Genomic DNA, 22,913 nt, shown 5'->3' with positions numbered 1-22,913 from the left:
AGTGACCGTTGTAACGTAAGCAGGTCTGGCCGTTACACCACGCCGCCGTTAGCACGAATAATTTGACCGTTAATCCATCCGCTCTCTTCGCTCGCCAGGAAGCGAACGATGCGGGCGATGTCATTCGCCTCGCCCAACCTGCCGAACGGGTTCATTCCTTTGATTTTGTCGATGAGCGCGTCGCTTTTACCTTCCAGAAACAGCTCGGTGGCGACCGGCCCCGGCGCTACCGCATTGACGGTGATGGCGCGCGGACCCAGCTCTTTCGCCAGAATTTTTGTCATGGCTTCCACACCAGCCTTGGTGGCGGCGTAAGCGGCATAGCCGGGCTGATAAAGGCCCACCACGCTTGAGGAGAAGTTGATGATGCGTCCGCCGTCGTTCAGCCGGACGGCCGCCTCGCGCATGGTGCGAAACGATCCGCTGAGGTTCAGGGCCAGCATCTGCTCAAAGGCGTCGTCGGTCATCTCCGCCAGCGGAGAAAGCGCCATGCTGCCGGCGTTATTAATGAGAATATCGACACGACCAAACGCCTTTTCCGCGACGTCAAACAGCACGCGGGCGCCCGCTGGCTCAGCGAGGCTGGCCTTGAGGGCTATCGCACTGCCGCCCTGCGCGTTAATCTCCCGGACGACGTCTTCCGCTTTTTCCGGGCTATGGGCATAGTTGACCACTACCCTGATGCCCGCTTCCGCCAGGTTTTTTGCCAGTTCCGCGCCGATGCCCCGCGACGCGCCGGTAACGATTGCGACTTTATGTTGTGCTGTGTTCATAGTGACCTCCATTGGTTAATAAGAAGCCTATATGATCCCCGCCGGATAACAATGCCCTATACTTCGACATCATAATTCACCCGGAGAGAACAATCCGATGGATCGCATCAGCCAGATGACGCTGTTTGTTCGCATTGTGGAAAGCGGCAGTTTTATACGGGCGGCGCAGGAACTGCGGATTGGGCGTTCAACCGCCACCGCGACCATTCAGCAACTGGAGAAGGCGCTGTCGGTCAGACTACTGAGTCGTACCACGCGGCACGTTTCGCCCACGCCGGAGGGAGAAGCGTTCTACCAGCGCGCCAGCGCCGTGCTGGCCGAACTGGATGAAGCCTGGGGCGCATTTCGCGAAGAGACGGCGCGCGGACATCTGCGCATTGAGGCGCCCGGCATCCTGACGCGCAACTTTCTGATCCCGCAGTTGCCTGCTTTTCTGAAGCGCAACCCAGAGCTGACAATACAGTTCGGCCAGACCGACCGGCTGGTTGATCTGGTGCGTGAAGGTTTCGATTGTGCGATTCGCGTCGGCGAGTTAAGCGACAGCAGCCTGTTTTACCGCAAACTGGGCGAGCTGCATGAAGTCACCTGCGCCAGCCGCGCCTATTTTGACGCACATGGCATACCCGCCAGCATCGACGATCTGGACGGGCACGTGATGGTCGGTTTTATCTCTTCCCGGACGGGCAGAGTTATGCCGCTGGAGTTTGTGCGCGACGGGAAAGTGGAGACGCGGCCAATCCCCGCGTCGGTGGCGGCAGACAGTTCGGATACCTGCGCCGATCTCGCCCGCCAGGGGTTTGGCCTTATCCAGGCGCCGCGTTATCGTTTCAGTAACGAACTGGCCAGCGGCAGTCTGGTGGAGGTATTTGCTGACACGCTGTCGCCACCGATGCCGATCAACGTGGTTTTTCCGCATAAACAGCAGATGTCTCGCCGCCTGGCGGTTTTTCTCGACTGGCTGAAAGAGGTGCCGTGGCCGGTGTGAATCAGCCGGCTTTGCCGCCTGCGTCCTGTGCGCTGACCATTTCACTGCCCGGAAAGAACGCCGTCCAGCTCAGCAGCGTTTTGGGCATCTGGCCGCTTTTTTCCGTGGTGAAATAGTGCAGTTTCAGCCTGTTTTGTTTATCCGGGGCGACGCGCATCGCCCAGATTTTCCCTTCGGTGGTGTACATCACGATAGCGGATTTGCGGTTTGCCATGCCTTTTACCGACAGATTAAGCACCGCCGCACCAAAGTTGTCGATATCCTGCCCGTACAATACGCTGTTGGCGGTGCTGACGTACTCCGCATACTCCGCGCCCGCCAGCGCGCGAAAGCGATCGTCCATCTCTTTATCGGGAAGAATGCCCAGCGACAGCAGGGTCGGCGCGGGACGCGGATCGCTGTTCGCCCTGACGTACAGGCCGTCAATCGCGATGCCGCCCGGCATCAGCAGCCGGCAGCTATTGCGCGTATCGCTGCTGACTTCCACTTTGCCATCCGGGCGCGGCATCAGCAAAATGGCGCAGTTTCCGCCCCAGGCGATTTTGTCCATAAAGCCGATGCCGTAAAATTTACGCACGTCGCCGTTAAAGCTGGATTTGAACGCGCCGCCCCAGAAGGTGGCGTCCAGCCGGAAGCCCCAGTCGGCGGTGCTCTGGATCATAATGCGTCCGCCGCTGCCGTTGATGGCGGTGCTGTTCCACCATTCGCCCTTCCAGTCGAAGGGGCGGCTGGCATTGTAAATGTCACTCAGCCCGTGAAAGTAGGCACGTCGCAGACAGCCGTTACTGGCGCAGGCGTCGCGCGATTTACGCCATTGCGCCATCCGGCCATTAATGGCAACCGGATCGGCCATAACCTGATTGCGATAGTTGTCGTTGAGCACGCTGTCCATCCATACCAGCTGCGGTGAGGAACAGATGGTGTTCTCCACCACCGTTTCCGAACGCGCGCAGTCAATCGCCAGCGCCGGTGCACTGAGGGCGAAAAGAAATAAAAACGTCAACAAATGCCGCTTAAGGCGGAAGATATTCATGTGGCTGGCCCTGTTTTCGGAAACAGTTAAACAGAAAGTCTATCCTGGATTGCGTAACCGGAAACTGTTATAGCTCAAATGAACATAACTGTGTCTGCCAGAAGTTGACGCGCTGTGGTTTACTGATGACGCTGACGTAATGAGGTGAATGAGTGAACGAGATAAAATAGATCCTGCTGCGTGAAATTGACACGCTGAATCATGAAGAACAGCGTGATAATAAACCGCGCCTCAGCCTGACGTTTCTGAAAGAGCATCCCGGCCTGTGGATCTCAATGTATGTCTGTTATGCGCTGACGGTGGCGCTGATTTTCACCACCGAGTTTCTCGGCTGGCCTGCCTTCTGGGGTGCAACGCTGTTCGTGGCGCTGATGAGCCTGCTGATGCTGATGGACATCAATCCACGCTATCGCTTTGAAGATATTGATACGCTCGATCTGCGCGTCTGCTATAACGGCGAGTGGTACTACGTGCGCGCGCTGTCTGACAGCGCCATCGCGGAGATCCTCAACAGCGCGCAAACGCCGGGTCACGTTAAGCAGGGCATCGAAAAACTGCTGGCGCTGAAGGGCGAAGTTGATTTCTACGACGTTTATCATCTCACCTGGGGACAACGCCGCGCGTCCGGCGTTCAGGTCAGCGCCTCAGCGATCAGCTCGCCCAGCAGCGAAACGGCCAGTTCCTGCGCATCTCCCCACGCCCATGACGTATTGAAGCGGAAGTAGTTTTGATACTGATCGCCCGATGAGAACATCTTACCGGGCGCAATGCTGATGTTGTGCGCCAGCGCGCGATAGTAAAGTTCGGTAGTGTTCACCTGCTTAGGCAACGCAATCCATAAAAAGTAGCCGCCGGGCGAATCGTTGATTTTGGCCTCTGCGGGCAGATGGCGTTTCAGCGACTGCCGCGCCAGGTTTTTTCGCTGCGCCAGCGTCTGGCGCAGCCGCCGCAGATGGCTGTCGTAGCTGCGCGTGCTGAGGTAGTTCGCCAGCGCAAGCTGCATCGGCGCGCTGGTGGCCAGGGTGCTCATCAGTTGCAGATGCTGTATTTTTCTGGCGTGTTGACCCGCCGCCACCCAGCCAACGCGAAATCCCGCCACCAGATTTTTCGAAAAAGAGCCGCAGTGCAGCACGGTGTCGTGCCTGTCGAACGCCTTCGCGGGCAGCGGTTTCTCTCCGCCCACGTAAAGCTCGCCGTAAACGTCATCCTCAATCAGCGTCACCTGATGCAACGCCAGTAGCGCCACCAGCGCCGCTTTTTTTTCGCTGCTCAGCGTGCAACCAAGCGGGTTTTGCTGACTGGTCATCATCCAGCACGCCTTGATCGGCCAGCGCGCCAGCGCCCTCGCCAGCTCGTCCAGATCCATTCCATGCTGCGGATCGCTGGCGATGGCGACGGCCCTGAGCTTCAGCCGCTCAATCACCTGAAGCGCACCGTAGAAACAGGGATTTTCAATGACCACCCAGTCGCCGGGTTCGGTGACCGCCTGCATGCTCAGATTCAACGCCTCCATTGCGCCGTTGGTAATGACGATCTCTTCGGGCGACACCTGAATGCCCTGCAATGCGTAACGCTGCGCCAGCGTTTTGCGCAGCGATTCATTACCGGGCGGCAGATTGTTCAGTGCATCCATGGGCGTCAGCGAGTGCGAAACGGCGTTCAGTGAACGCATCAGCTGCCGCTGCGGGAAGAGTTCGGGATCGGGAAAGGCCGAGCCAAACGGCAGAATGGCAGGATCGCGGCAGGCGTTGAGCACTTCAAATATAAACGCGTTGATATCCACGGACTCCGCCAGTTGCACCTTCTGGTGGCTGGCGGGTTGCGTCAGGAATTCGGCACGGGGAGCAACAAAATAGCCGGACTGCGGCCGGGACTGGATCCAGCCCTGACTCTCCAGCACCTGATAGGCATGCATCACCGTCATCAGGCTCATGCCGCTGAGCGTCACCTGTTCACGCAATGAAGGAAGCTTCTCACCGGGCAGCCAGATCTCCGCCGCAATTTGCTGTTGGATCGTTGCTATGAGCTGTTGATATTTTGCCAAAACTGTTACATGTCAGTTTGAGAAATTTAAAAACTATTATAGGTGCGGGAACACCATTACGCACGATGCGGCATGACATCAGGAATGTTTTTCAGCATCGGCAGCGGTTGCTTCTCTTCATTCTCTGCATGGTGGTATCGCCCGGCGATGGCGCTGCCGGGTAAAGGCTCGCCAAACAGGAAGCCCTGAAGCGCATTGCAGCCGGACTCACTCAGCAGACGCTGCTGTTGCGGCGTCTCAACGCCTTTTGCCACTACCGGCAGTTTTAACGCGCGTGCCAGCGCCACAATAGCCGCGATCACCGTCGATTCCTGGCCGGAACCATCCAGTTCGCTGACCAGCCTGCGGTCAATTTTTAGCTGGCTGAACGGGAGACGATGCAGATGGAAAAGGCTGGAGTAGCCGGTGCCAAAATCATCGAGGCCAACACGTATGCCCAGCGCAGTCAGCCGTTTCAGCATCTGCTCGCTTTCGTCCGGATTGCGCATCGCAATCGCCTCCGTCACCTCCAGCGTCAGGCGGGCCGGAGGAATATGATGCGTCGCCAGCGCGTCAGAAACGGTTTCAGCCAGCTCCGGCAGCACAAACTGCATGGCGGAAAGATTGAGCGTAATCGACCATTGCGGATCGGCCTGAAGGTGCCATGCGCGCAGCTGTCGGCAGGCGTGATTGATTATCCAGCGGGTAAGGGGAACGCCCAGCCCCGCCTTTTCCGCCAGCGGCAGGAAGCGATCCGGCGTCAGCAATCCGTGCTGCGGATGCTGCCAGCGCAGCAGCGCCTCAAAGCCCTGCACCGCGCCCTGCGGGACGCTGAAGATCGGTTGCCAGACCAGGCAAAACTCATTGCGTTCCAGCGCCACGAACAGATCGCGGGTAAGCTGAAGCTGATTCTGCGCCTGTTCATTCATCGAAGGCTGAAAGAAACTGTAGCCGTTGCGGCCGCTGTTTTTGGTGTGATACATCGCCGTGTCGGCGTTGAACATCAGCTCACGCTCGCTGTTGCCGTCGCCGGGAAAGACGGCAATGCCGATACTGAGCGAAACCGACAGCTCATAGCGGGATAGCCAGAAAGGCGCATCAACGGCATTCACCAGCTTGTCGGCCAGCGCCGCTGCATCGTTCGGTTCGTCACCCTCCAGCAGCAGCACAAACTCATCGCCTCCCAGGCGCGCCAGCGTGTGATACTCCTTTAACAATGTCTTCATGCGGTCGGCAACCGCCACCAGCAGGGTATCGCCCACGTGATGACCAAAAGCGTCGTTGACCGCTTTAAAGCCATCCAGATCCATAAACATCAGCGCAAAAGAGGTGGATTCACGTACCGCTTTATTCATCGCCTGCTCCAGGCGATCCTCCAGCAGGATGCGGTTCGGCAGACGGGTTAAATTGTCATGCAGGGCCAGCTGCGCCAGCTCGCGGTTGGCTTCAACCAGCGAAGAGGTGAGTAAAACCGCCCGTTTTTGCAGGCGCGCATCCATCGTCGACACCAGCAGCGTGATCCCCAGAATGGAGAGCGTCACCACGGTAACCAGCACCGCCAGCCAGTTGCTGTCAACGCCCGTTTCACTGGCGTGGCTGCTCATCGGAAAATGGGCGGCGGCCATGCCCGTATAGTGCATACCGGCGATCGCCATGCCCATCACCGTCGCCGCGCCAGCGCGCAGCAGGGCGATACGTGCCCCGCCGCGACGTAGCCTGAAGGCCAGCCCTAGCGCAATAAATGACGCCAGCAGCGCAATTCCGACCGATAACGCTATCCACCGCCCGTCCCAGATAATACCCGGTTCAAATATCAGCGCCGCCATGCCGATATAGTGCATTGCGATGGCCCCGGAGCCGAGAACCAGCGCGGCGAGAATCAGACGCCCCGGTGGCAGAACATCATGGCAGACAAACCACAGCGCGCCCGTCGAGGCGGCAATGGCCACCGCCATCGACATCACGGTGAGAACAGGATCGTAGCTCATCACCATTTCAAGGCTCATCGCCAGCATGCCGATAAAGTGCATCGCCCAGATGCCGATGCCCAGCGCCACGCCGCCGCCAATCAGCCACGCACGGGCCGCATCACGCGATGAAATGGCTGCTCTGCCTGCCATGTCCAGCGCCGTGTACGACGCCAGAAAAGCAACAAAAACTGAAACGGTCACCAGCAGGGGATGGTAAGAACTCATCAGCATTGACGTATCTCAGGGGGCGGCGCTGTTGCACAGTCGTCACGGGTGAACTGACCAGCGAAGCCAGGAATGGTGCTGATAATATCGGCTAAAGCGTGCGTGACTTTATTCCGGGGGCGTGAAAAAAATGCGATCTGCGTTGCAAAAGGCTGATTAAATTCATGAAAAGGGCGCACCGGGCACGCCCTTCGACTGCATTTATTCGTGCATCAGATCGCCGGCAACGTCAGCGCCGGTCATGCCTGCCGGGAAGAACGTCGGCCAGTTGACCAGCTCTTTCTCAAGCTGCTCATGGCTGCTGTCGCCAAAGAAGAGATGAAAGTGCGCCGCGTGGTTTGGGCCGATTTCATGATCGCTGAACTGCACAAACCTCGGTGCCTGCGCGTCGCCGCCGCTGCGCGTAAACAAATAGCGCACGCCTTTTTTGCCGGAGGGATAGGTGAGGATTTTATATCCGCTGTAGTCGTACCTGCCCGTTACGGCTTTTACGCCGCGCTCAAAGGTCATGCTGTCTGCGGTAATTTTCAGGCCGGTAACATCGCTGGCGTAGCCTTTATCGTAATACGCTTTGTACGCCCCGGCGCTTTTTTGCGGGTCGTGCTCCGCTTTGTGGCGGAATACCGCATCCAGGCTACCGTCTTTCAGGAAGGGATAGATGGATTGCCAGCTTCCCTGCCAGTCGGTCAGCGCCCTGTCATGCACGTCAGCATCGCTGAATGTGCCCTGCTGTATCGTGCTGTTGTGGCTGTGATGATGATCGTGCGAGTGTGCCAGCGCGGCGCCGGAGAAACTCGTGGAAGCGAGCGCAATAAGCAAGGCGGCCTTGTTGAGGTGTGTCATTGTTGCTCCTTAATATGAAAACAGTTGCCGGAAAAAAACGATAAAATGTTATGTTATATCGTAACAATTGGCAAGGCAGCTTTTCAGGAGCAGAGGGCATAAAAATGCCGGTCAGTTGACCGGCACAGGAAGCGTGGGAAAGAGAGGTTATCTGGCGACGGTTTCCATACCCATCAGGCCTATCTTCAGATAGCCAGCCTGACGCAGCTTGTCCATGACGGTCATCAGCGTTTCATAATCCACCGACTTATCCGCCTGGAAGAAAATGGTGGTTTCTTTATTTCCTTCCGTCTGGGCGTTCAGCGCGTTGATCATCGTTTCCCCGGTGACCGCATCGTTGCCGATATAGAGTTGCTTATCGGCCTTGATGGAGAGGTAGATCGGTTTTTCAGGACGCGGCTGCGGCGTGCTGGTGGAAGCCGGAAGGTTAACGCGCACGTCAACGGTGGCAAGCGGTGCGGCGACCATAAAGATAATCAGCAATACCAGCATCACGTCGATAAACGGCGTCACGTTGATTTCATGCATTTCGCCGTTATTGTCGAGATCTTCGTTTAATCGCATGGCCATGATGCTCAGCCCACCCGCAGTTTCTGCGTTGTGCGCGGGCTGCCGCTGGCGGCAAGATCGAGATCGCGGCTTTGCAACAGCATAATCTGCGCGGCAATGTCGCCCATGGACGCTTTGTAACTGGCAATCGTGCGGGCAAAGACGTTATAGATCACCACGGCAGGGATCGCCGCAATCAGGCCGATTGCCGTCGCCAGCAGCGCTTCCGCAATACCGGGCGCGACCACGGCGAGGTTAGTGGTTTGCGTCTGCGCAATGCCGATAAAGCTGTTCATAATGCCCCAAACGGTGCCGAACAGGCCGACAAACGGCGCGATTGCGCCAATCGTGGCGAGAAAACCGTTACCGCGCCCCGCATGGCGGCTGAAGAAGGCCACGCGGCGCTCCAGACGGAAAGCGGTACGTTCTTTAATGCCATCGTTGTCATCTGAACCGGCAGATAGCATCAGCTCATCTTCCGCTTCTTTTAACAGGCGGCTGGTCAGGCTGTTAGCATGAAAGCTGGCGCTGGTGGCTGATGCTTCATTCAGCGAGCGCGCATTTGCCAGCGCCTGCTGTTCGCGCTTCAGGCGACGTTTGGCCGAACCGAGTTCCACGCTTTTACTGAAGAAAATCGCCCAGGTAACGACCGACGCCAGCAGCAGGCCAATCATTACTACTTTAACCACGATGTCCGCATGCTGATACATGCCCCAGACGGAGAGATCCGTCTGCATCAAATTGTTCGTCACGCTATCTCCCCAGGCTCATTCAAACATAAGCAAAAAAAACCAGTGCGGATCATACCAAAAAAGCGGGGAATTGATAGTGGTTATCATTACTATTTACCGCTTCGCTGGCGTTTTTTTAGCGACTTTTTTGTTCCACCGCATTTACAGGCGCTGTTTGCTGAAACTTCCTCACTTAACGGGATGCTGAATTTCACGCCGACGCCCGGCGTGGTAACGTTAAGCCATTGACGATTTCCACAAACAGAGCAGATCTGATGACCCGTAAAAAAATTGAAACGGCGCTGATTGCCGCCGGACGCAGCAAACGCTTCACCCAGGGCGCCGTTAACAGCGTTATTCAGCGCGCGTCTTCACTGGTTTTTAACAGCGTGGCGGACAAAAAACGCGCCACCGCCGGCCGTGCTGACGGCGAACTGTTTTACGGTCGTCGCGGGACGCTGACCCACTTTTCGCTTCAGGACGCCATGACCGAACTGGAAGGCGGCGCGGGCTGCGCGCTCTATCCCTGCGGCGCGGCGGCGGTGGCAAACGCCATTCTTTCTTTTGTTTCCGCAGGCGATAACGTACTGATAGCCGGTTCTGTTTATGAACCCACCCAGGACTTCTGCACCAAAATCCTCAGTAAAATGAACGTCACCACCACCTGGTACGATCATACTATGGGCGACGCGATTGCCGATCTGGTGCAGCCCAACACGCGCGTGGTGTTTCTGGAGTCGCCCGCTTCAATCACCATGGAGGTGCAGGACGTGCCGGCGATTGTGGCTGCCGTTCGTCGTCGGGCGCCCGAGGCGGTGATTATGATCGATAATACCTGGGCGGCGGGCATTCTGTTTCGCGCGCTTGATTTCGGCGTGGACATCTCTATTCAGGCCGGCACCAAGTATCTGATTGGTCATTCGGATGCGATGATCGGCACCGCCGTTGCTAATCAGCGCTGCTGGGCGCAGCTGCGGGAAAACTCCTATCTGATGGGACAGATGGTGGATGCGGATACCGCCTATATGGCGAGCCGGGGTTTGCGAACGCTGGCGGTACGGCTGCGTCAGCATGAAGAGAGCGCGCTGCGCGTGGCGACCTGGCTTATCGCGCGCCCGGAAGTCGCCGCCGTTAATCATCCGGCACTGCCGCAGAGTAAAGGCCATGCGGTCTGGCAGCGCGACTTTACCGGCAGCAGCGGCCTGTTCTCCTTCGTCCTGAAGGCGCGCCTCGACGATCGCCAACTGGCCGACTATCTCGACCATTTTGAACATTTCAGCATGGCCTACTCATGGGGCGGCTTTGAGTCGCTGATCCTCGCGAATCAGCCGGAAGAGCTGGCGGCGATCCGCCCGACCGGCGGCGTGGATTTCAGCGGCACGCTGGTCAGGCTGCATATCGGCCTGGAAAACGTTGAGGATCTGATCGCCGATCTGGCCGAGGGCTTTGCCCGCCTCACAAAAATGGAGAAATAAACGCGCCGCATTGCCCGGTCAGCGCCCTTGATCAAGGTATAAATGAGAGTTTGCAGGTACAATTGTTATCTCAACGCGGCAAACGGGATATGAAATGGGTGTACTACATGAGATTGTGCAGGCGCTGTGGCATCAGGATTTCGCCGCGCTCGCCAATCCGGATGTGATTTGGATCGTCTACGGAATAATGTTTGTCACCCTGCTGCTGGAAAACGGCCTGCTACCCGCCTCCTTTTTGCCCGGCGACAGCCTGTTGCTGCTGGCAGGCGCGATGATTGCAAAAGGCGTGATGGGTTTTGTGCCGACGCTGCTGATCCTCACCCTGGCCGCCAGCCTGGGCTGCTGGCTCAGCTATCTTCAGGGAAAGTGGCTGGGAAACACACGGCTGGTGAAAGGCTGGCTGATGCATCTGCCCGCGCAATATCACCAGCGCGCCTGGTCGCTCTTTCACCGCCACGGCCTGATGGCGCTGCTGATTGGTCGTTTTCTGGCCTTTGTGCGCACCATTTTACCCACGATGGCGGGCATTTCCGGCCTGAAAAACGCGCGCTTTCAGCTTTTCAACTGGCTGAGCGGCCTGCTGTGGGTCGGTATTCTGATCTCCGCAGGCTATGCGATAAGTCAGGTTCCTTTTATTAAAAGGCATGAGGATCAGGTGATGGCGATCCTGATGATTCTGCCGCTGGCGCTGCTCTGCATTGGCCTGATCGGCAGCATTATGCTGCTGGTGAAGCGTAAGAAAGCTGCCGACAGCGAGTAGCCGACTCAGCCCGCCTGGCGCGCGCGGGTCAGCTCCTCACCCGGCGTCACGCCAAAATAGCGTTTAAATTCACGTGAGAACTGGGAAGCGCTTTCATAACCCACCCGCATCGCCGCCGCGCTGACCTTGACGCCTTCCTGAATCATCATGGCGCGTGCCTGGTGCAGACGATAGTTTTTAAGGTATTGCAGCGGCGAGGTGCTGGTCACCGCCTTAAAGTTATGGTGAAACGCCGAGACGCTCATGTTCACCTCTGCCGCCAGCTTCTCAACGCTCAGGCTGTCGGTGTAGTGGTGCTCAATACGTCGCACCGCGCGGGCAATCTGGCTGAACTGCGTCTGTCGGCTGACCATCGCCAGCAGCGCGCCGCCGCAGGGACCAAGCAGCACATAATAGAGGATCTCACGCACCAGCTGCGGCCCCAGCACGCGGGCGTCACGCGCGTTTTCCATGACAGCCAGCAGCCGCTCCGCCGCGCAGAGCATCTCTTCCGTCAGCAGCGCGGTATGAACGCCGCGCGTCTGCGAAACCGGCTGGAAGCTGTCGTCATCGCCGATATCAATCAGCAAATCCTGTAGACGCGCCGTATCCACATCAAACAACAGCCCGACCAGCGGCTCCTCCTTCGTGGCGAAAGTTTCGCACTCAAACGGCATGGTTACCGTCAGCATCAGATACTTGGTGGCGTCGTAATGGAAAATATGGTTACCGAGATAGCCGGTTTTCTGCCCCTGAAACAGAATGATGATGCCGGACGAATACATGACCGGCGTACGGCCGCTGGGCCGATCGGCGAAAAGCAGGCGAATGCCGGGCACGGGCGCCAGCAGCGGCGAGTGTTGAAGCGCGGTGACCCGTTGCGCCAGCCGTGCGCAGAGTGCATTACGATCCATAATTAATTCTCTTCCAAAAGCGGTTGCGTCTTATCATGCCTGATTCGCGGTGATTCCTCTACGGCTGTGGAGAATCAGGCAAGCGTTAAGCAGGATCGGGCAGGCTACGGCAAAGCCTCTTTCTCGTCATCCGGATACCGCGTCATGAAGATTTCGCATGACCGCCCTAATCTCAACTAGACTTACTTCTCTAACCGGTTCAGGGCGACACACTGCAAAGGAGCTAATATGGCAGAGCAACCGATAATTAAACTTCACGATGGCAACATGATGCCGCAGTTGGGCCTTGGCGTCTGGCAGGCCAGCATTGAGGATGCGCGCAACGCGGCGTTAAAAGCGTTGCAGGTGGGCTACCGCTCCATTGATACTGCCGCCATCTATAAAAATGAGGAAGGCATCGGGCAGGCGCTTCAGGAAACGGAGATCGCGCGCGATGACATTTTTGTCACCACCAAACTGTGGAATGACGATCAGCTTAACGCTGAGCAGGCTATGGAAACCAGCCTGAAGAAGCTTCAACTGGAGAGTGTTGATCTCTACCTGATGCACTGGCCCTGTCCGGAAAAAGACAATTTCGTTGAGGCCTGGAAAGGCATGATTGCGCTGCAAAAGCAGGGCCTGACCAAAAGTATCGGCGTCTGTAACTTTCACGAACCGCATTTAAAGCGCCTGCTTGATGAGACCGGCGTCAGTCCGGTAGTGAATCAGATTGAGCTGCACCCGATGCTGCAACAGCGCACGCTTCATGCATGGAACGCCATGCATCAGATTCAGACAGAGTCCTGGAGTCCGCTGGCGCAGGGCGGAAAAGGCGTGTTCGATCAGCAGATCATCAAAACCCTGGCGAAGAAATATGGCAAAACGCCGGCGCAGATCGTGATCCGCTGGCATCTGGACAGCGGCCTGGTGGTTATCCCGAAATCAGTCACGCCGTCGCGTATCGAAGAAAACTTTAAGGTGTTTGATTTCCGCCTGGAGAAGCCGGAAATCAGCGAAATTGCCTCGCTGGATAAGGGCAATCGCCTGGGCCCGAATCCCGACGAAATGAATTAACCCTTTCTTAATGTTACGCGGCGGGCTGCACCAGTAGCTGTCCCGCCGTACCGCGATCCGCCATCTCCAGCGTCTGGCTGTAGTAGGTAAACGGAAAGTGGTCGGAAGACGCCTGGGTAAATGAGACAAACAGTTCAAGGGTGCCGTCAATCCAGACGGTATCTTTCCATCCGCGATCTTCCGCCATTGGCTGTGCGCCATTGACGTTTTTGATTAAAAACATCACGCCCTGAATATGAAATGCCTGCGGCTGATCGGCGTGGATTATCCAGCGCTCACAGCTCCCCTGCTGCGCCGTAACGTCAATACGATTCATATCCCACAGCGCGCCGTTGATACCTGCGATGCTATCGCCGAGGTTGAATTCACGCGTACGGCTGATGCTCTGCTCAATGATTTGATCCGCCAACAGACGCATTGGCAGATTGTCGGTCACCAGCGGCAGCAGGCCGGTCGGACGCAGCGTCAGCACCAGCGTTGAGGTCAGAATACTGGACGGCTCAAACAGCCCGCGCAGACGCTCAACCAGCCCGGCCGCCGTGCCGGCGGTAATGGAAACCTCATCTCCCTGACTCATATCCACCAGCACTTCGCGCCGTTCGCCCGGCGCCAGCGAAAGCTGTTGTACGGCCACCGGCGCGGGCAGGAAACCCTGATCGCTGGCGATGACGTTAAACGGGCGGTTGTCGCTCATCTGTAGCAGATAGCGGCGGGCGTTTGAGGCATTCAGCAGGCGCAGGCGCACCCAGCCGCGCGATACCTCCACCGACGGATTTTGTACGCCGTTTACCAGCAGCGTGTCGCCCACGAAGCCGCCGCCTGACGGCGGATCGTAGGTCGGCGCGCCAAAGTTATCCAGCCGTTTGTCCTGAATAATCAACGGAAAATCATCCACGCCGTAGTGATTGGGGATCGGTAAAGACTTGCTGATGTCGTCCTCAACAATCCACATTCCGGCGAGACCGTTATAGACATGCGGCGCCATGCGGTCAGGCGTGTTTGCGTGATACCAGAGGGTGGCGGCGCTCTGGCGCACCGGGAGCACCGGCGACCAGTCCACGCCCGGCGACATCAGCCGCGGCGCGCCGCCAACCAGCGCGCCCGGCACCTGTAGCCCGCTGATGGTCATGGCGACCGGCTCCAACAGACGATTGGTATAGATCAGTTTGACGTCGTCACCGTTCCAGACGCGCACCGTCGGCCCCAGATACATGCCGTTGACGCCCCACACCTGTGCCTTGCTGCCGCCGGTAAAAGACCAGTGGCTGCGTTGCAGAGTAAGGAAGACCGGCTGTCCGCGCCGCGACTCAACGAGCGGCGGTACCGGCAGCGGCGTATCCACGCCAGCGGCGCGCGCGCGAACCGGCAGTGCGCCAGCGCACATCGCCAGGCCCGTTGCCTGAACAAACTGTCGTCTGGTTAGAGACATACAAACCTCGCCATCAAAACGCGGCCGTCAGACCGCGCTCTTTTATTATGATTATTATTAACGCTGTGTGGTGATGATTATTTCTTGTTCCGGGCGGCGGCTTCGCGTTCGGCAACCTCTGCATCCAGCGCTTCCAGCTTCGCCGTCATCAGTTCGCGACAGTGCGTTGCCAACTGACGGACGGAGCGATCGGCAAATTCCGACGGCGCAATCGGCGGCAGCATTTCAACGATCACCAGTCCGTTTTTCAGTCGGTTGAGCTTGATCTTGCCGTGCGTGGTGGAGACCACAATAGGAATGATCGGCACGCCAGCCGCAATCGCCGCATGAAACGCGCCGGTTTTAAACGGCAGCAGGCCACGCCCGCGGCTGCGCGTCCCTTCCGGGAACATCCAGAAGGAGATTCTTTTCTTTTTAAACTGATCGACCACCTGACCAATAGTGCCGTGCGCTTTGGCGCGGTTATCGCGATCGATAAGCAGGTTGCCGGTCAGCCAGTAAAGCAGCCCGAAGAACGGGATCCACAGCAAACTCTTCTTGCCGACGGTCACCGTGGAAGGCTGAACAATCTTCGCTGCGGTGATCATATCGTAGTTGTTCTGGTGATTAGCGATGTAGATCGCGTTGGGATAGTGTTCCGCGCCCGGCGGTCTGCGTAGTTCAACGTCGATGCCGAACACGCCAGAAAGGCGCCCGAACAGGTGGCCGAAGGTGGCAACGTGGCGCGGGTTGCGCGGGCTGAACAGACACCAGATACAGCCAAACAGACAAACCAGTATCGAATAGATAACCATGATAATGATACGTAAAATTGCGAGCATCGCATCCTCATTATTGCTTTTAAACTCTGACCTGTGCCCAATCGCAGACCGGAACGCGTCCGGCCTGACAATCGCAGAGTATATCCTTAAACGTCAAAATACGCCGCTGGCGTTATGCTTCGTCACGGGTTTCTTCAGGACGCGGCGGCGCGTCGATCTCCACCCGGTCGATACGCTGAAGGCCGCGCGGCAGCAGCGTGCCGCGACGTCCGCGTTCGGCGCGGAATTTTTGCAGCTCCTCCGGTCGCAGCGTGAGCTTACGTTTGCCGACGAACAGCGTCAACGACGCCTGCGGGCTGAACAGCAGCAGCCAGACCAGCCGGTCTTCACCGGACGCCGCCTGAGCGGAAGGGATTGAAATAATCTTGTTGCCCTTGCCCTTTGACAACTGTGGCAGATCGCCAACCGGGAACAGCAGCATTCTGCCTGCGGCGGTGATCGCCAGCAGCAGATCGTCCTCGTGGTGGATCGCCATTGGCGTCAGCACTTTCGCATTCTGCGGCAGCGTCAGCAGCGCCTTACCTGCGCGGTTGCGGGAAACCAGATCGCTGAAGGTACAGACGAAGCCGTAACCGGCATCTGACGCCATCAGCAGTCGTTGTTCATCCGCCTCCATCAGCACCTGCTCAACCACCGCGCCCGGCGGCGGCGTCAGCTTGCCGGTAAGCGGTTCGCCCTGTCCGCGCGCGGAAGGCAGCGTGGTCGGGTCCAGCGTGTAGCTGCGGCCGGTGGAATCGATAAACGCCACCGGCTGGTTGCTTTTGCCGCGCGCGGCGGCGCGGTAGCTGTCGCCGGCTTTGTAGCTCAGACCGCCGGGATCGATATCGTGCCCTTTGGCGCTGCGTACCCAGCCCATCTGCGACAGCACAATGGTAACCGGTTCAGAAGGCACCAGTTCGTTTTCGCTGATCGCCTTCGCCTCTTCGCGCTCGCGCAGCGGCGAACGGCGGTCGTCGCCGTAGGCGTCGCTGTCGGCCTGAAGCTCTTTTTTCAACAGCGTGTTCATTTTGCGCTCGGAGGCAAGAATGCTCTCCAGCCGATCGCGCTCTTTCGCCAGCTCATCCTGTTCGCCGCGAATTTTCATCTCTTCCAGCTTCGCCAGGTGACGCAGCTTCAGTTCGAGGATCGCTTCCGCCTGGGTTTCGCTGATGCCAAAGCGCGCCACCAGCGCCGGTTTGGGTTCATCTTCCGTGCGAATGATATGAATGACGTCGTCGATATTAAGAAAGGCGATCAGCAAGCCTTCCAGAATGTGCAGGCGCCTGAGCACTTTTTCCAGGCGATGATTGAGACGACGGCGCACGGTATCGCGACGGAAAACCAGCCACTCGCTGACAATCTCCAGCAGGTTTTTCACCGCTGGCCGATTATCCAGCCCGATCATATTGAGGTTAACGCGATAGCTTTTTTCCAGATCGGTGGTGGCGAACAGGTGGTTCATCACCTGATCCATATCGACCCGGTTGGAGCGCGGCACAATAACCAGGCGAGTCGGGTTTTCGTGATCGGACTCGTCGCGCAAATCTTCCACCATCGGCAGCTTTTTATTGCGCATCTGCGCCGCGATCTGCTCCAGCACGCGCGCGCCGGACACCTGATGCGGCAGTGCGGTGATCACCGCGTCGCCGTCCTCAATTTTCCATACCGCGCGCATCCGCACCGAGCCGCGACCGGTCTGGTAAATCTTGCGGATCTCATTGCGCGGCGTGATGATTTCCGCCTCGGTGGGATAGTCCGGCCCCTGCACAATATCCAACAGGTCGTCGAGAGTGGTTTTCGGCGCGTCGATCAGTTTCATCGCCGCCTGCGCCACTTCACGCAGGTTATGCGGCGGAATGTCCGTCGCCATGCCAACCGCAATGCCCGTCGTGCCGTTCAGCAGGATATTCGGCAACCGCGCAGGCAGGATGGATGGCTCCTGGAGCGTACCGTCAAAGTTGGGCACGTAGTCAACGGTGCCCTGCCCCAGTTCGCCCAGCAGCAGCTCGGCGTACTTCGACAGGCGTGATTCGGTGTAGCGCATCGCCGCGAAGGATTTCGGATCGTCCGGTGCGCCCCAGTTTCCCTGCCCATCCACCAGCGGATAGCGATAGGAGAACGGCTGCGCCATCAGTACCATTGCTTCATAGCAGGCGCTGTCGCCGTGCGGATGGTATTTACCCAGCACGTCGCCCACCGTACGGGCAGACTTTTTGAATTTCGCGCTGTTGTTCAGTCCCAGTTCAGACATGGCGTAGATAATACGTCGCTGAACCGGCTTCAGACCGTCGCCGATATAGGGAAGCGCCCTGTCCATAATGACGTACATGGAGTAGTTGAGGTACGCATTTTCCGTAAATTTATGCAGGGCCAGACGCTCTGCACCATCCTGCGTCAGTTCACTCATTATTCTTTGTTCCTCACGTCGCGCCGCACCCGGATCGTTTGGCGTGGATAGTACCCTATCCGGGCCACATCTGTCACAGAGTTCGACAAGGCACAGGCGGCGTCAGGCGCTAAAGCAGAGGCGGAATAAGGGAAGCGTAAACGGCACGCAGCGCGGCAGTGCGATCGTGACGCTGCCTGCGCTGCCGATGCCGCAGCGCGGATCGAATTAATAACCCTGTTTGGCCGGCGCCAGCCAGCGATCGAGGATCTGCTGGTATTCGCCGGTCGCTGTGCTCAGGTGCAGCCACTGATCGACATACAGCTTCCAGCTGATGTCGTCGCGCGGCAGCATGTACGCTTTTTCGCCGTACTGCATCGGCTTTTCAGGGTTAACCGCGCAGAGCGCCGGGAAGTATTTCTGCTGGAAAAGCGCTTCTGAGGCATCGGTGATCATCACGTCGGCCTTGTTGTCCACCAACTGCTGGAAGATGGTGACGTTATCGTGAAACAGCGTCAGACTGGCCTTCGGCAAGTGGCTGTGCACGAAGGCTTCATTGGTGCCGCCCGCGGGTTCCACCAGCCGCACTTCCGGCTGATTAAGCTGCGCCAGGGTCTGGTATTTCTTTTTATCGGCACAGCGTACCAGCGGAATTTTACCGTCAACCCCCAGCGGTGTGGCAAACCACGCGATCTGCTGGCGCTTCAGGGTGACGGAAACACCGCCGAGCGCGATGTCGCACTGCTTCGCTAAAAAGTCTGGCGATAGCGTTTTCCAGGTAGTGGGCACCCACTTCACCTGTGCGCCAAGACTCTGCGCCAGCGACTGCGCCATATCCACATCAATACCCTCATACTGACCGTCGCCGCGCAGAAAGGTGTAAGGCTTGTAGTCGCCGGTGGTGCAAACGGTCAGCGTTTTACTCTGCGCGATGCGATCGAGATGCGATTGCGCCTGCGCGCCGCCCGCGACCAATAGCAGCGCGGCAATAGCTGTTTTTATCATTATCGTCTTGTTCTGTCCGGGTTGGGGAAGGTGAATCCTACCCTGCCAGGCGGCATTATTGCGTAAAAAGCAAAAGTGTTGTGATCAATGCCACATTTTTTTCCCTGCCGTTCGCGCGTAAACTGACCGCAATGTCATGAACCGGAGAGAGTAAACATGAGCAAAATTCTGATTGTGGACGCGGGCAAAGCCTTCGCCCACTCCAAAGGCGAACTGAACCACACGCTGGCGAACGCCGCCGCCTCTTTCCTGCGCGATGCGGGCCATGAAGTGGACCTGACCGTGGTTGATGATGGCTACGTTGTCGCCGAAGAAGTTGAGAAGTACCGCACGGCCGACACGGTAATTTATCAAATGCCTGGCTGGTGGATGGGCGAGCCCTGGATCCTGAAAAAGTACATTGATGAGGTCTTTACCGAAGGCCACGGCGTGCTCTACGCCAGCGATGGCCGCACCCGCGCCGACGCCGCGAAAAAATACGGTTCAGGCGGCCTGCTTCAGGGTAAAAAATACATGCTGTCGCTCACCTGGAACGCGCCGCTTGAAGCCTTTACCGATCCGCAGCAGTTCTTCGAAGGCGTCGGCGTGGATGGGTTATATCTGCATTTTCATAAAGCGAACCAGTTCCTTGGCATGGAAGGGCTGCCGACCTTTATCTGTAACGACGTGATAAAGCAGCCGGACATTCCACACGATCTTGAGCGCTATCGGACTCATCTGAGCGAGATCTTTGCTTAACTTACCGGACACGACGTCAGTTTAAGGAAATGACCATGCTCACCGTAATTGCTGAAATATGCGTTAAGCCAGGCCGTCGAACCGCGGTAATGCAGGCCATTAAAAAGCTCATCCCTGCCGTGCTGGCCGAAGAGGGCTGCGGCCGCTATCAGGCGATGATTGACCATAAAGCGCAGGTGCCGTGGAAGCAGCACTCGCCGGACTCCATTTTTATGGTGGAACAGTGGGATTCGCTGCGTCATCTGGAGCAGCACCAGCAGGCAGAGCATATGGAAGCACACCGCGGCCTGATCAAAGATGACGTGCTGGAGGTGAAGATCTTTGTGCTGGAACCGGCGAGCTGAATCATTACTGACGGAGCGACTTGTCGCTCCGTTTTTTTATAGCAGCGCCTGGCTGGCGAATTTTTCGCGAAGAAAATCGATAAAGCACTGGATCCGTACCGACGGCGTACGGTAGTAAACCGCGTGGATGGGATGATGCATCTCGCGCGTCTCCTCCTCAAGCACCGGCACCAGCCTTCCGTTGTTTCTGTCACAGTGGCTGAGAAAGTCCGAAATGCGCACAATCCCCTGCCCGTACACCGCCAGCTGCCGCAGCGTTTCGCCGCTTGAGGCAGAAACAGTGGGTGCGATCGGTAAAAATGTACCGTCGGGCTGGCAGATCGGCCACACATTCAGTTGGTCAAGCTGGCTGAAGCCGAGCAGCCGGTGATGGCTTAAGTCGGCGACGCTGGTGGGCGTGCCGTGCTTCTCCAGATAGGCCGGACTGGCCATCAGTCTGATTTTGCTGACGCCAAGAAAACGGGCGTGAATGGTGGAATCGCGCAGTTCGCCAATGCGAATGGCAATATCCGTTTTCTGCTCAAGCAGATCGATAAAGATGTCGTCGGTGTTCAGCTCAAGCTGGATCAGCGGATAGCGGGCGGTAAATTCATCCAGCAGCGGTACGATCACGTGCAGCATAAACGGCGTGGCGGCGTTAATCCGCAGACGACCGGACGGCACTTCACGGCGGTGAGCGATCTGCTCTTCCGCTCGTTCAACGGATTGCAGTATCTCTCTGGCATGCTCAAGAAACAGCTGTCCCTCTTCGGTCAGCGCAATTCGCCGCGTGGTGCGGTGCAACAGCGTGGTTTGCAGCTTTTTCTCCAGCCGGCTCAGCGCGCGGCTGATGGCGGAGGTGGTCTGGCTGAGCTGGCTGGCGGCGGCGGTGATTGAACCGCTGTCCACCACCGCTACCCAGGCGCGAAGCTCTTCAAGAGTGATTTTCACGGCGTGTCGATCCTGAAAAAAAAGCGGCCGTGACGGGCCGCCTTTGCTGAAACTTACACTTCAATTTCGGCGGTGTCGCCTTTTTCCTGAAGCCAGTTACGACGATCTTCCGCGCGTTTCTTCGCCAGCATCATGTCCATTACCGCGAGGGTCTGCTCGTAATTCTCATCATCAACCGTCAGCTGCACCAGGCGACGCGTATTGGGATCAAGCGTGGTTTCGCGTAGCTGAAGCGGGTTCATCTCGCCCAGCCCTTTAAAACGCTGCACGTTCGGCTTGCCCTTTTTACGCTTCAACTGCTCAAGAATGCCCGCTTTTTCTTCCTCATCCAGCGCATAGTAAACCTCTTTGCCGAGATCGATACGGTAGAGCGGCGGCATGGCAACGTAAACGTGACCGTTTTTCACCAGCGTGCGGAAGTGGCGGACAAACAGCGCGCAAAGCAGCGTGGCGATGTGCAGACCGTCCGAATCCGCATCCGCCAGAATACAGACTTTGCCGTAGCGCAGTTGGGACATGTCTTCGCTGTCGGGATCGATGCCGATCGCCACGGAAATATCGTGTACCTCCTGCGACGCCAGCACCTCGTCGGATGAGACTTCCCAGGTGTTCAGGATCTTGCCTTTCAGCGGCATAATCGCCTGAAACTCGCGGTCGCGCGCCTGCTTGGCCGATCCGCCTGCTGAATCCCCTTCCACCAGAAAGAGTTCGGTACGATTAAGATCCTGCGCGCTACAGTCCGCCAGCTTGCCGGGCAGCGCCGGGCCACTGGTAAGCTTTTTACGGACGACCTTTTTCGCGGCGCGCATGCGGCGCTGGGCGCTGGAGATCGCCAGTTCCGCCAGCTGTTCGGCTTCCTGCACGTTCTGATTCAGCCAGAGAGTGAAGGCGTCCTTGACCACGCCGGAAACGAACGCGGCGCACTGGCGCGAAGAAAGACGTTCTTTGGTCTGACCGGCAAACTGCGGATCCTGCATCTTGACCGACAGCACATAGGCGCAGCGATCCCAGATGTCTTCTGCCGACAGCTTCACGCCGCGCGGCAGAATGTTGCGGTATTCGCAAAACTCGCGCATGGCGTCGAGCAATCCCTGGCGCAGGCCGTTCACGTGCGTGCCGCCCTGCATGGTCGGGATCAGGTTAACGTAGCTTTCGGTCAGCAGTTCGCCGCCCTCCGGCAGCCACAGCAACGCCCAGTCTACCGCTTCGACATCGCCCGCAAAGGCACCGACAAAGGGCTTCTCAGGCAGCACCGGCAGGCCATTAACCGCTTCGTTCAGGTAGTCAGTCAGGCCGTCGGCATAGCACCAGCTCTGTTCGGTGCTGTTTACTTTATCTTTAAAGACAATTTCAACGCCGGGGCAAAGCACCGCTTTCGCCTTCAGCAGATGGCTGAGGCGCGACACCGAGAAGCGCGGGCTGTCAAAGAAGCTGACGTCGGGCCAGAAGCGGACGCGCGTACCGGTATTGCGCTTGCCGACCGTACCGGTGACGCGCAGATCTTCCACTTTGTCGCCGTTTTCAAACGCCATCTCATACACTTCAGCGTTGCGGCGAACCGTGACCTCAACGCGTTTGGACAGCGCATTCACCACCGAAATGCCTACGCCGTGCAGGCCGCCGGAAAACTGGTAGTTTTTATTGGAAAATTTACCGCCGGCGTGCAGACGACAGAAAATCAGCTCAACGGCTGGCACGCCCTCTTCCGGGTGGATATCGACCGGCATCCCGCGCCCGTCGTCAATCACCTCCAGCGACTGATCGGCATGCAGGATCACTTCAACGCGGCTGGCATGGCCCGCCAGCGCTTCGTCGACGCTGTTATCAATCACTTCCTGCCCGAGGTGATTCGGGCGAGAGGTGTCGGTGTACATTCCCGGACGACGACGAACGGGTTCAAGGCCGCTGAGTACCTCAATGGAGTCAGCGTTATAGCTGGATTGAGTCATCGTTAACATCTGTTGATGG

20 protein-coding genes and 1 pseudogene are annotated in these 22,913 nt (G+C 57.8%); 7 read left to right on the top strand and 14 right to left on the bottom strand.

The features are described from left to right. Positions 1-32: 32 nt before the first annotated feature. Positions 33-773 carry an SDR family oxidoreductase gene (locus tag GS12_RS01760; RefSeq protein WP_034943375.1) on the bottom strand — a complete coding sequence of 247 codons (741 nt, stop codon included), beginning with the start codon at positions 771-773 and terminating at the stop codon, positions 33-35. Between the two features lie 97 nt (positions 774-870). Here GS12_RS01760 and GS12_RS01755 point away from each other — a divergent pair, with 97 nt between their 5' ends. Then, positions 871-1,758 carry a LysR family transcriptional regulator gene (locus GS12_RS01755; RefSeq protein ID WP_034916992.1) on the top strand — a complete coding sequence of 296 codons (888 nt, stop codon included), beginning with the start codon at positions 871-873 and terminating at the stop codon, positions 1,756-1,758. Position 1,759: 1 nt separating this feature from the next. Here the strand turns inward: GS12_RS01755 and GS12_RS01750 are convergent, their stop codons facing one another. Beyond that, entirely contained in the window at positions 1,760-2,791 is a 1,032-nt protein-coding gene (locus GS12_RS01750; RefSeq protein ID WP_051937222.1) for a lysozyme inhibitor LprI family protein, read from the bottom strand. Positions 2,792-2,961: 170 nt separating this feature from the next. Between GS12_RS01750 and GS12_RS01745 the strand changes: the two are divergent. Then, a pseudogene (locus tag GS12_RS01745) lies at positions 2,962-3,423 on the top strand (YlaC family protein); the annotation flags it as partial. Here GS12_RS01745 and GS12_RS01740 read toward each other — a convergent pair. From GS12_RS01740 to exbB, 5 genes are all read right to left on the bottom strand, one after another. Next, positions 3,423-4,835, bottom strand: coding sequence for an aminotransferase-like domain-containing protein (locus tag GS12_RS01740; protein ID WP_034943373.1), 1,413 nt, complete (start codon positions 4,833-4,835; stop codon positions 3,423-3,425). The pseudogene GS12_RS01745 and the gene GS12_RS01740 overlap by 1 nt on opposite strands. A gap of 56 nt (positions 4,836-4,891) precedes the next feature. After that, the gene (locus tag GS12_RS01735) at positions 4,892-7,015 is read right to left on the bottom strand and encodes a putative bifunctional diguanylate cyclase/phosphodiesterase (protein ID WP_034943371.1); all 2,124 of its coding nucleotides are present in this window, start codon (positions 7,013-7,015) and stop codon (positions 4,892-4,894) included. Positions 7,016-7,210: 195 nt separating this feature from the next. Beyond that, positions 7,211-7,852 carry a ZinT/AdcA family metal-binding protein gene (locus GS12_RS01725; RefSeq protein ID WP_034943367.1) on the bottom strand — a complete coding sequence of 214 codons (642 nt, stop codon included), beginning with the start codon at positions 7,850-7,852 and terminating at the stop codon, positions 7,211-7,213. A gap of 147 nt (positions 7,853-7,999) precedes the next feature. Continuing rightward, positions 8,000-8,422 carry a TonB system transport protein ExbD gene (gene exbD / locus GS12_RS01720; protein ID WP_034916999.1) on the bottom strand — a complete coding sequence of 141 codons (423 nt, stop codon included), beginning with the start codon at positions 8,420-8,422 and terminating at the stop codon, positions 8,000-8,002. A 5-nt stretch (positions 8,423-8,427) separates the two neighbouring features. Further along, a complete protein-coding gene (exbB, locus tag GS12_RS01715) occupies positions 8,428-9,153 on the bottom strand; it encodes a tol-pal system-associated acyl-CoA thioesterase (protein WP_072016820.1) in 726 nt (241 codons plus the stop codon). Between the two features lie 254 nt (positions 9,154-9,407). Between exbB and metC the strand changes: the two genes are divergently transcribed. Together metC and GS12_RS01705 are read left to right on the top strand one after the other, a co-directional pair. Continuing rightward, positions 9,408-10,607, top strand: coding sequence for a cystathionine beta-lyase (gene metC, locus GS12_RS01710; protein WP_034943365.1), 1,200 nt, complete (start codon positions 9,408-9,410; stop codon positions 10,605-10,607). A 94-nt stretch (positions 10,608-10,701) separates the two neighbouring features. After that, positions 10,702-11,367: a DedA family protein gene (locus GS12_RS01705; protein WP_034943363.1), complete on the top strand. Its 666-nt coding sequence runs from the start codon at positions 10,702-10,704 to the stop codon at positions 11,365-11,367. 5 nt (positions 11,368-11,372) lie between these two features. Here the strand turns inward: GS12_RS01705 and GS12_RS01700 are convergent, their stop codons facing one another. Beyond that, positions 11,373-12,260 (bottom strand): AraC family transcriptional regulator, encoded by an 888-nt coding sequence (locus GS12_RS01700; RefSeq protein ID WP_034917008.1) that lies wholly within the window; start codon positions 12,258-12,260, stop codon positions 11,373-11,375. Between the two features lie 228 nt (positions 12,261-12,488). On the opposite strand from GS12_RS01700, the gene dkgA reads away from it, so the two are divergent. Continuing rightward, positions 12,489-13,313, top strand: coding sequence for a 2,5-didehydrogluconate reductase DkgA (gene dkgA / locus GS12_RS01695; protein WP_034917010.1), 825 nt, complete (start codon positions 12,489-12,491; stop codon positions 13,311-13,313). 13 nt (positions 13,314-13,326) lie between these two features. Here the strand turns inward: dkgA and ftsP are convergent, their stop codons facing one another. The 4 genes from ftsP to GS12_RS01675 form a co-directional block, all read right to left on the bottom strand. Continuing rightward, positions 13,327-14,742 (bottom strand): cell division protein FtsP, encoded by a 1,416-nt coding sequence (gene ftsP, locus GS12_RS01690; protein WP_034917011.1) that lies wholly within the window; start codon positions 14,740-14,742, stop codon positions 13,327-13,329. 77 nt (positions 14,743-14,819) lie between these two features. Beyond that, positions 14,820-15,563, bottom strand: coding sequence for a 1-acylglycerol-3-phosphate O-acyltransferase (locus tag GS12_RS01685; RefSeq protein ID WP_034917013.1), 744 nt, complete (start codon positions 15,561-15,563; stop codon positions 14,820-14,822). Positions 15,564-15,675: 112 nt separating this feature from the next. Then, positions 15,676-17,949, bottom strand: a complete 2,274-nt coding sequence (gene parC, locus GS12_RS01680; protein WP_034943361.1) for a DNA topoisomerase IV subunit A — start codon at positions 17,947-17,949, stop codon at positions 15,676-15,678. Positions 17,950-18,156: 207 nt separating this feature from the next. After that, the gene (locus GS12_RS01675) at positions 18,157-18,933 is read right to left on the bottom strand and encodes a transporter substrate-binding domain-containing protein (RefSeq protein ID WP_052118321.1); all 777 of its coding nucleotides are present in this window, start codon (positions 18,931-18,933) and stop codon (positions 18,157-18,159) included. Between the two features lie 156 nt (positions 18,934-19,089). Between GS12_RS01675 and GS12_RS01670 the strand changes: the two genes are divergently transcribed. Together GS12_RS01670 and GS12_RS01665 are read left to right on the top strand one after the other, a co-directional pair. Beyond that, a complete protein-coding gene (locus tag GS12_RS01670) occupies positions 19,090-19,671 on the top strand; it encodes an NAD(P)H-dependent oxidoreductase (protein WP_034943358.1) in 582 nt (193 codons plus the stop codon). A 35-nt stretch (positions 19,672-19,706) separates the two neighbouring features. Then, positions 19,707-20,015, top strand: a complete 309-nt coding sequence (locus tag GS12_RS01665) for a putative quinol monooxygenase (RefSeq protein WP_034917020.1) — start codon at positions 19,707-19,709, stop codon at positions 20,013-20,015. Between the two features lie 36 nt (positions 20,016-20,051). On the opposite strand, the gene GS12_RS01660 is transcribed toward GS12_RS01665, so the two are convergent. Together GS12_RS01660 and parE are read right to left on the bottom strand one after the other, a co-directional pair. Further along, positions 20,052-20,945, bottom strand: a complete 894-nt coding sequence (locus GS12_RS01660; protein WP_034943356.1) for a LysR family transcriptional regulator — start codon at positions 20,943-20,945, stop codon at positions 20,052-20,054. Positions 20,946-20,998: 53 nt separating this feature from the next. Continuing rightward, positions 20,999-22,894, bottom strand: a complete 1,896-nt coding sequence (gene parE, locus GS12_RS01655; protein ID WP_034943354.1) for a DNA topoisomerase IV subunit B — start codon at positions 22,892-22,894, stop codon at positions 20,999-21,001. Positions 22,895-22,913: the final 19 nt, after the last annotated feature.

Source organism: Erwinia oleae, from assembly GCF_000770305.1.
Lineage (GTDB): Bacteria > Pseudomonadota > Gammaproteobacteria > Enterobacterales > Enterobacteriaceae > Erwinia > Erwinia oleae.
This window is presented reverse-complemented; position numbering and strand designations above follow the sequence as displayed.

What these genes read in the sequence shown, in the direction of transcription:
- GS12_RS01700 (WP_034917008.1), bottom strand. Translation starts at nt 12,260, where the DNA reads ATGGATCGTAATGCACTCTGCGCACGGCTGGCGCAACGGGTCACCGCG.
- GS12_RS01725 (WP_034943367.1), bottom strand. Translation starts at nt 7,852, where the DNA reads ATGACACACCTCAACAAGGCCGCCTTGCTTATTGCGCTCGCTTCCACG.
- GS12_RS01750 (WP_051937222.1), bottom strand. Translation starts at nt 2,791, where the DNA reads ATGAATATCTTCCGCCTTAAGCGGCATTTGTTGACGTTTTTATTTCTT.
- exbD (WP_034916999.1), bottom strand. Translation starts at nt 8,422, where the DNA reads ATGGCCATGCGATTAAACGAAGATCTCGACAATAACGGCGAAATGCAT.
- parE (WP_034943354.1), bottom strand. Translation starts at nt 22,894, where the DNA reads ATGACTCAATCCAGCTATAACGCTGACTCCATTGAGGTACTCAGCGGC.
- GS12_RS01685 (WP_034917013.1), bottom strand. Translation starts at nt 15,563, where the DNA reads ATGCTCGCAATTTTACGTATCATTATCATGGTTATCTATTCGATACTG.
- GS12_RS01675 (WP_052118321.1), bottom strand. Translation starts at nt 18,933, where the DNA reads ATGATAAAAACAGCTATTGCCGCGCTGCTATTGGTCGCGGGCGGCGCG.
- metC (WP_034943365.1), top strand. Translation starts at nt 9,408, where the DNA reads ATGACCCGTAAAAAAATTGAAACGGCGCTGATTGCCGCCGGACGCAGC.
- GS12_RS01760 (WP_034943375.1), bottom strand. Translation starts at nt 773, where the DNA reads ATGAACACAGCACAACATAAAGTCGCAATCGTTACCGGCGCGTCGCGG.
- GS12_RS01705 (WP_034943363.1), top strand. Translation starts at nt 10,702, where the DNA reads ATGGGTGTACTACATGAGATTGTGCAGGCGCTGTGGCATCAGGATTTC.
- GS12_RS01670 (WP_034943358.1), top strand. Translation starts at nt 19,090, where the DNA reads ATGAGCAAAATTCTGATTGTGGACGCGGGCAAAGCCTTCGCCCACTCC.
- GS12_RS01755 (WP_034916992.1), top strand. Translation starts at nt 871, where the DNA reads ATGGATCGCATCAGCCAGATGACGCTGTTTGTTCGCATTGTGGAAAGC.
- GS12_RS01735 (WP_034943371.1), bottom strand. Translation starts at nt 7,015, where the DNA reads ATGCTGATGAGTTCTTACCATCCCCTGCTGGTGACCGTTTCAGTTTTT.
- ftsP (WP_034917011.1), bottom strand. Translation starts at nt 14,742, where the DNA reads ATGTCTCTAACCAGACGACAGTTTGTTCAGGCAACGGGCCTGGCGATG.
- dkgA (WP_034917010.1), top strand. Translation starts at nt 12,489, where the DNA reads ATGGCAGAGCAACCGATAATTAAACTTCACGATGGCAACATGATGCCG.
- GS12_RS01665 (WP_034917020.1), top strand. Translation starts at nt 19,707, where the DNA reads ATGCTCACCGTAATTGCTGAAATATGCGTTAAGCCAGGCCGTCGAACC.
- parC (WP_034943361.1), bottom strand. Translation starts at nt 17,949, where the DNA reads ATGAGTGAACTGACGCAGGATGGTGCAGAGCGTCTGGCCCTGCATAAA.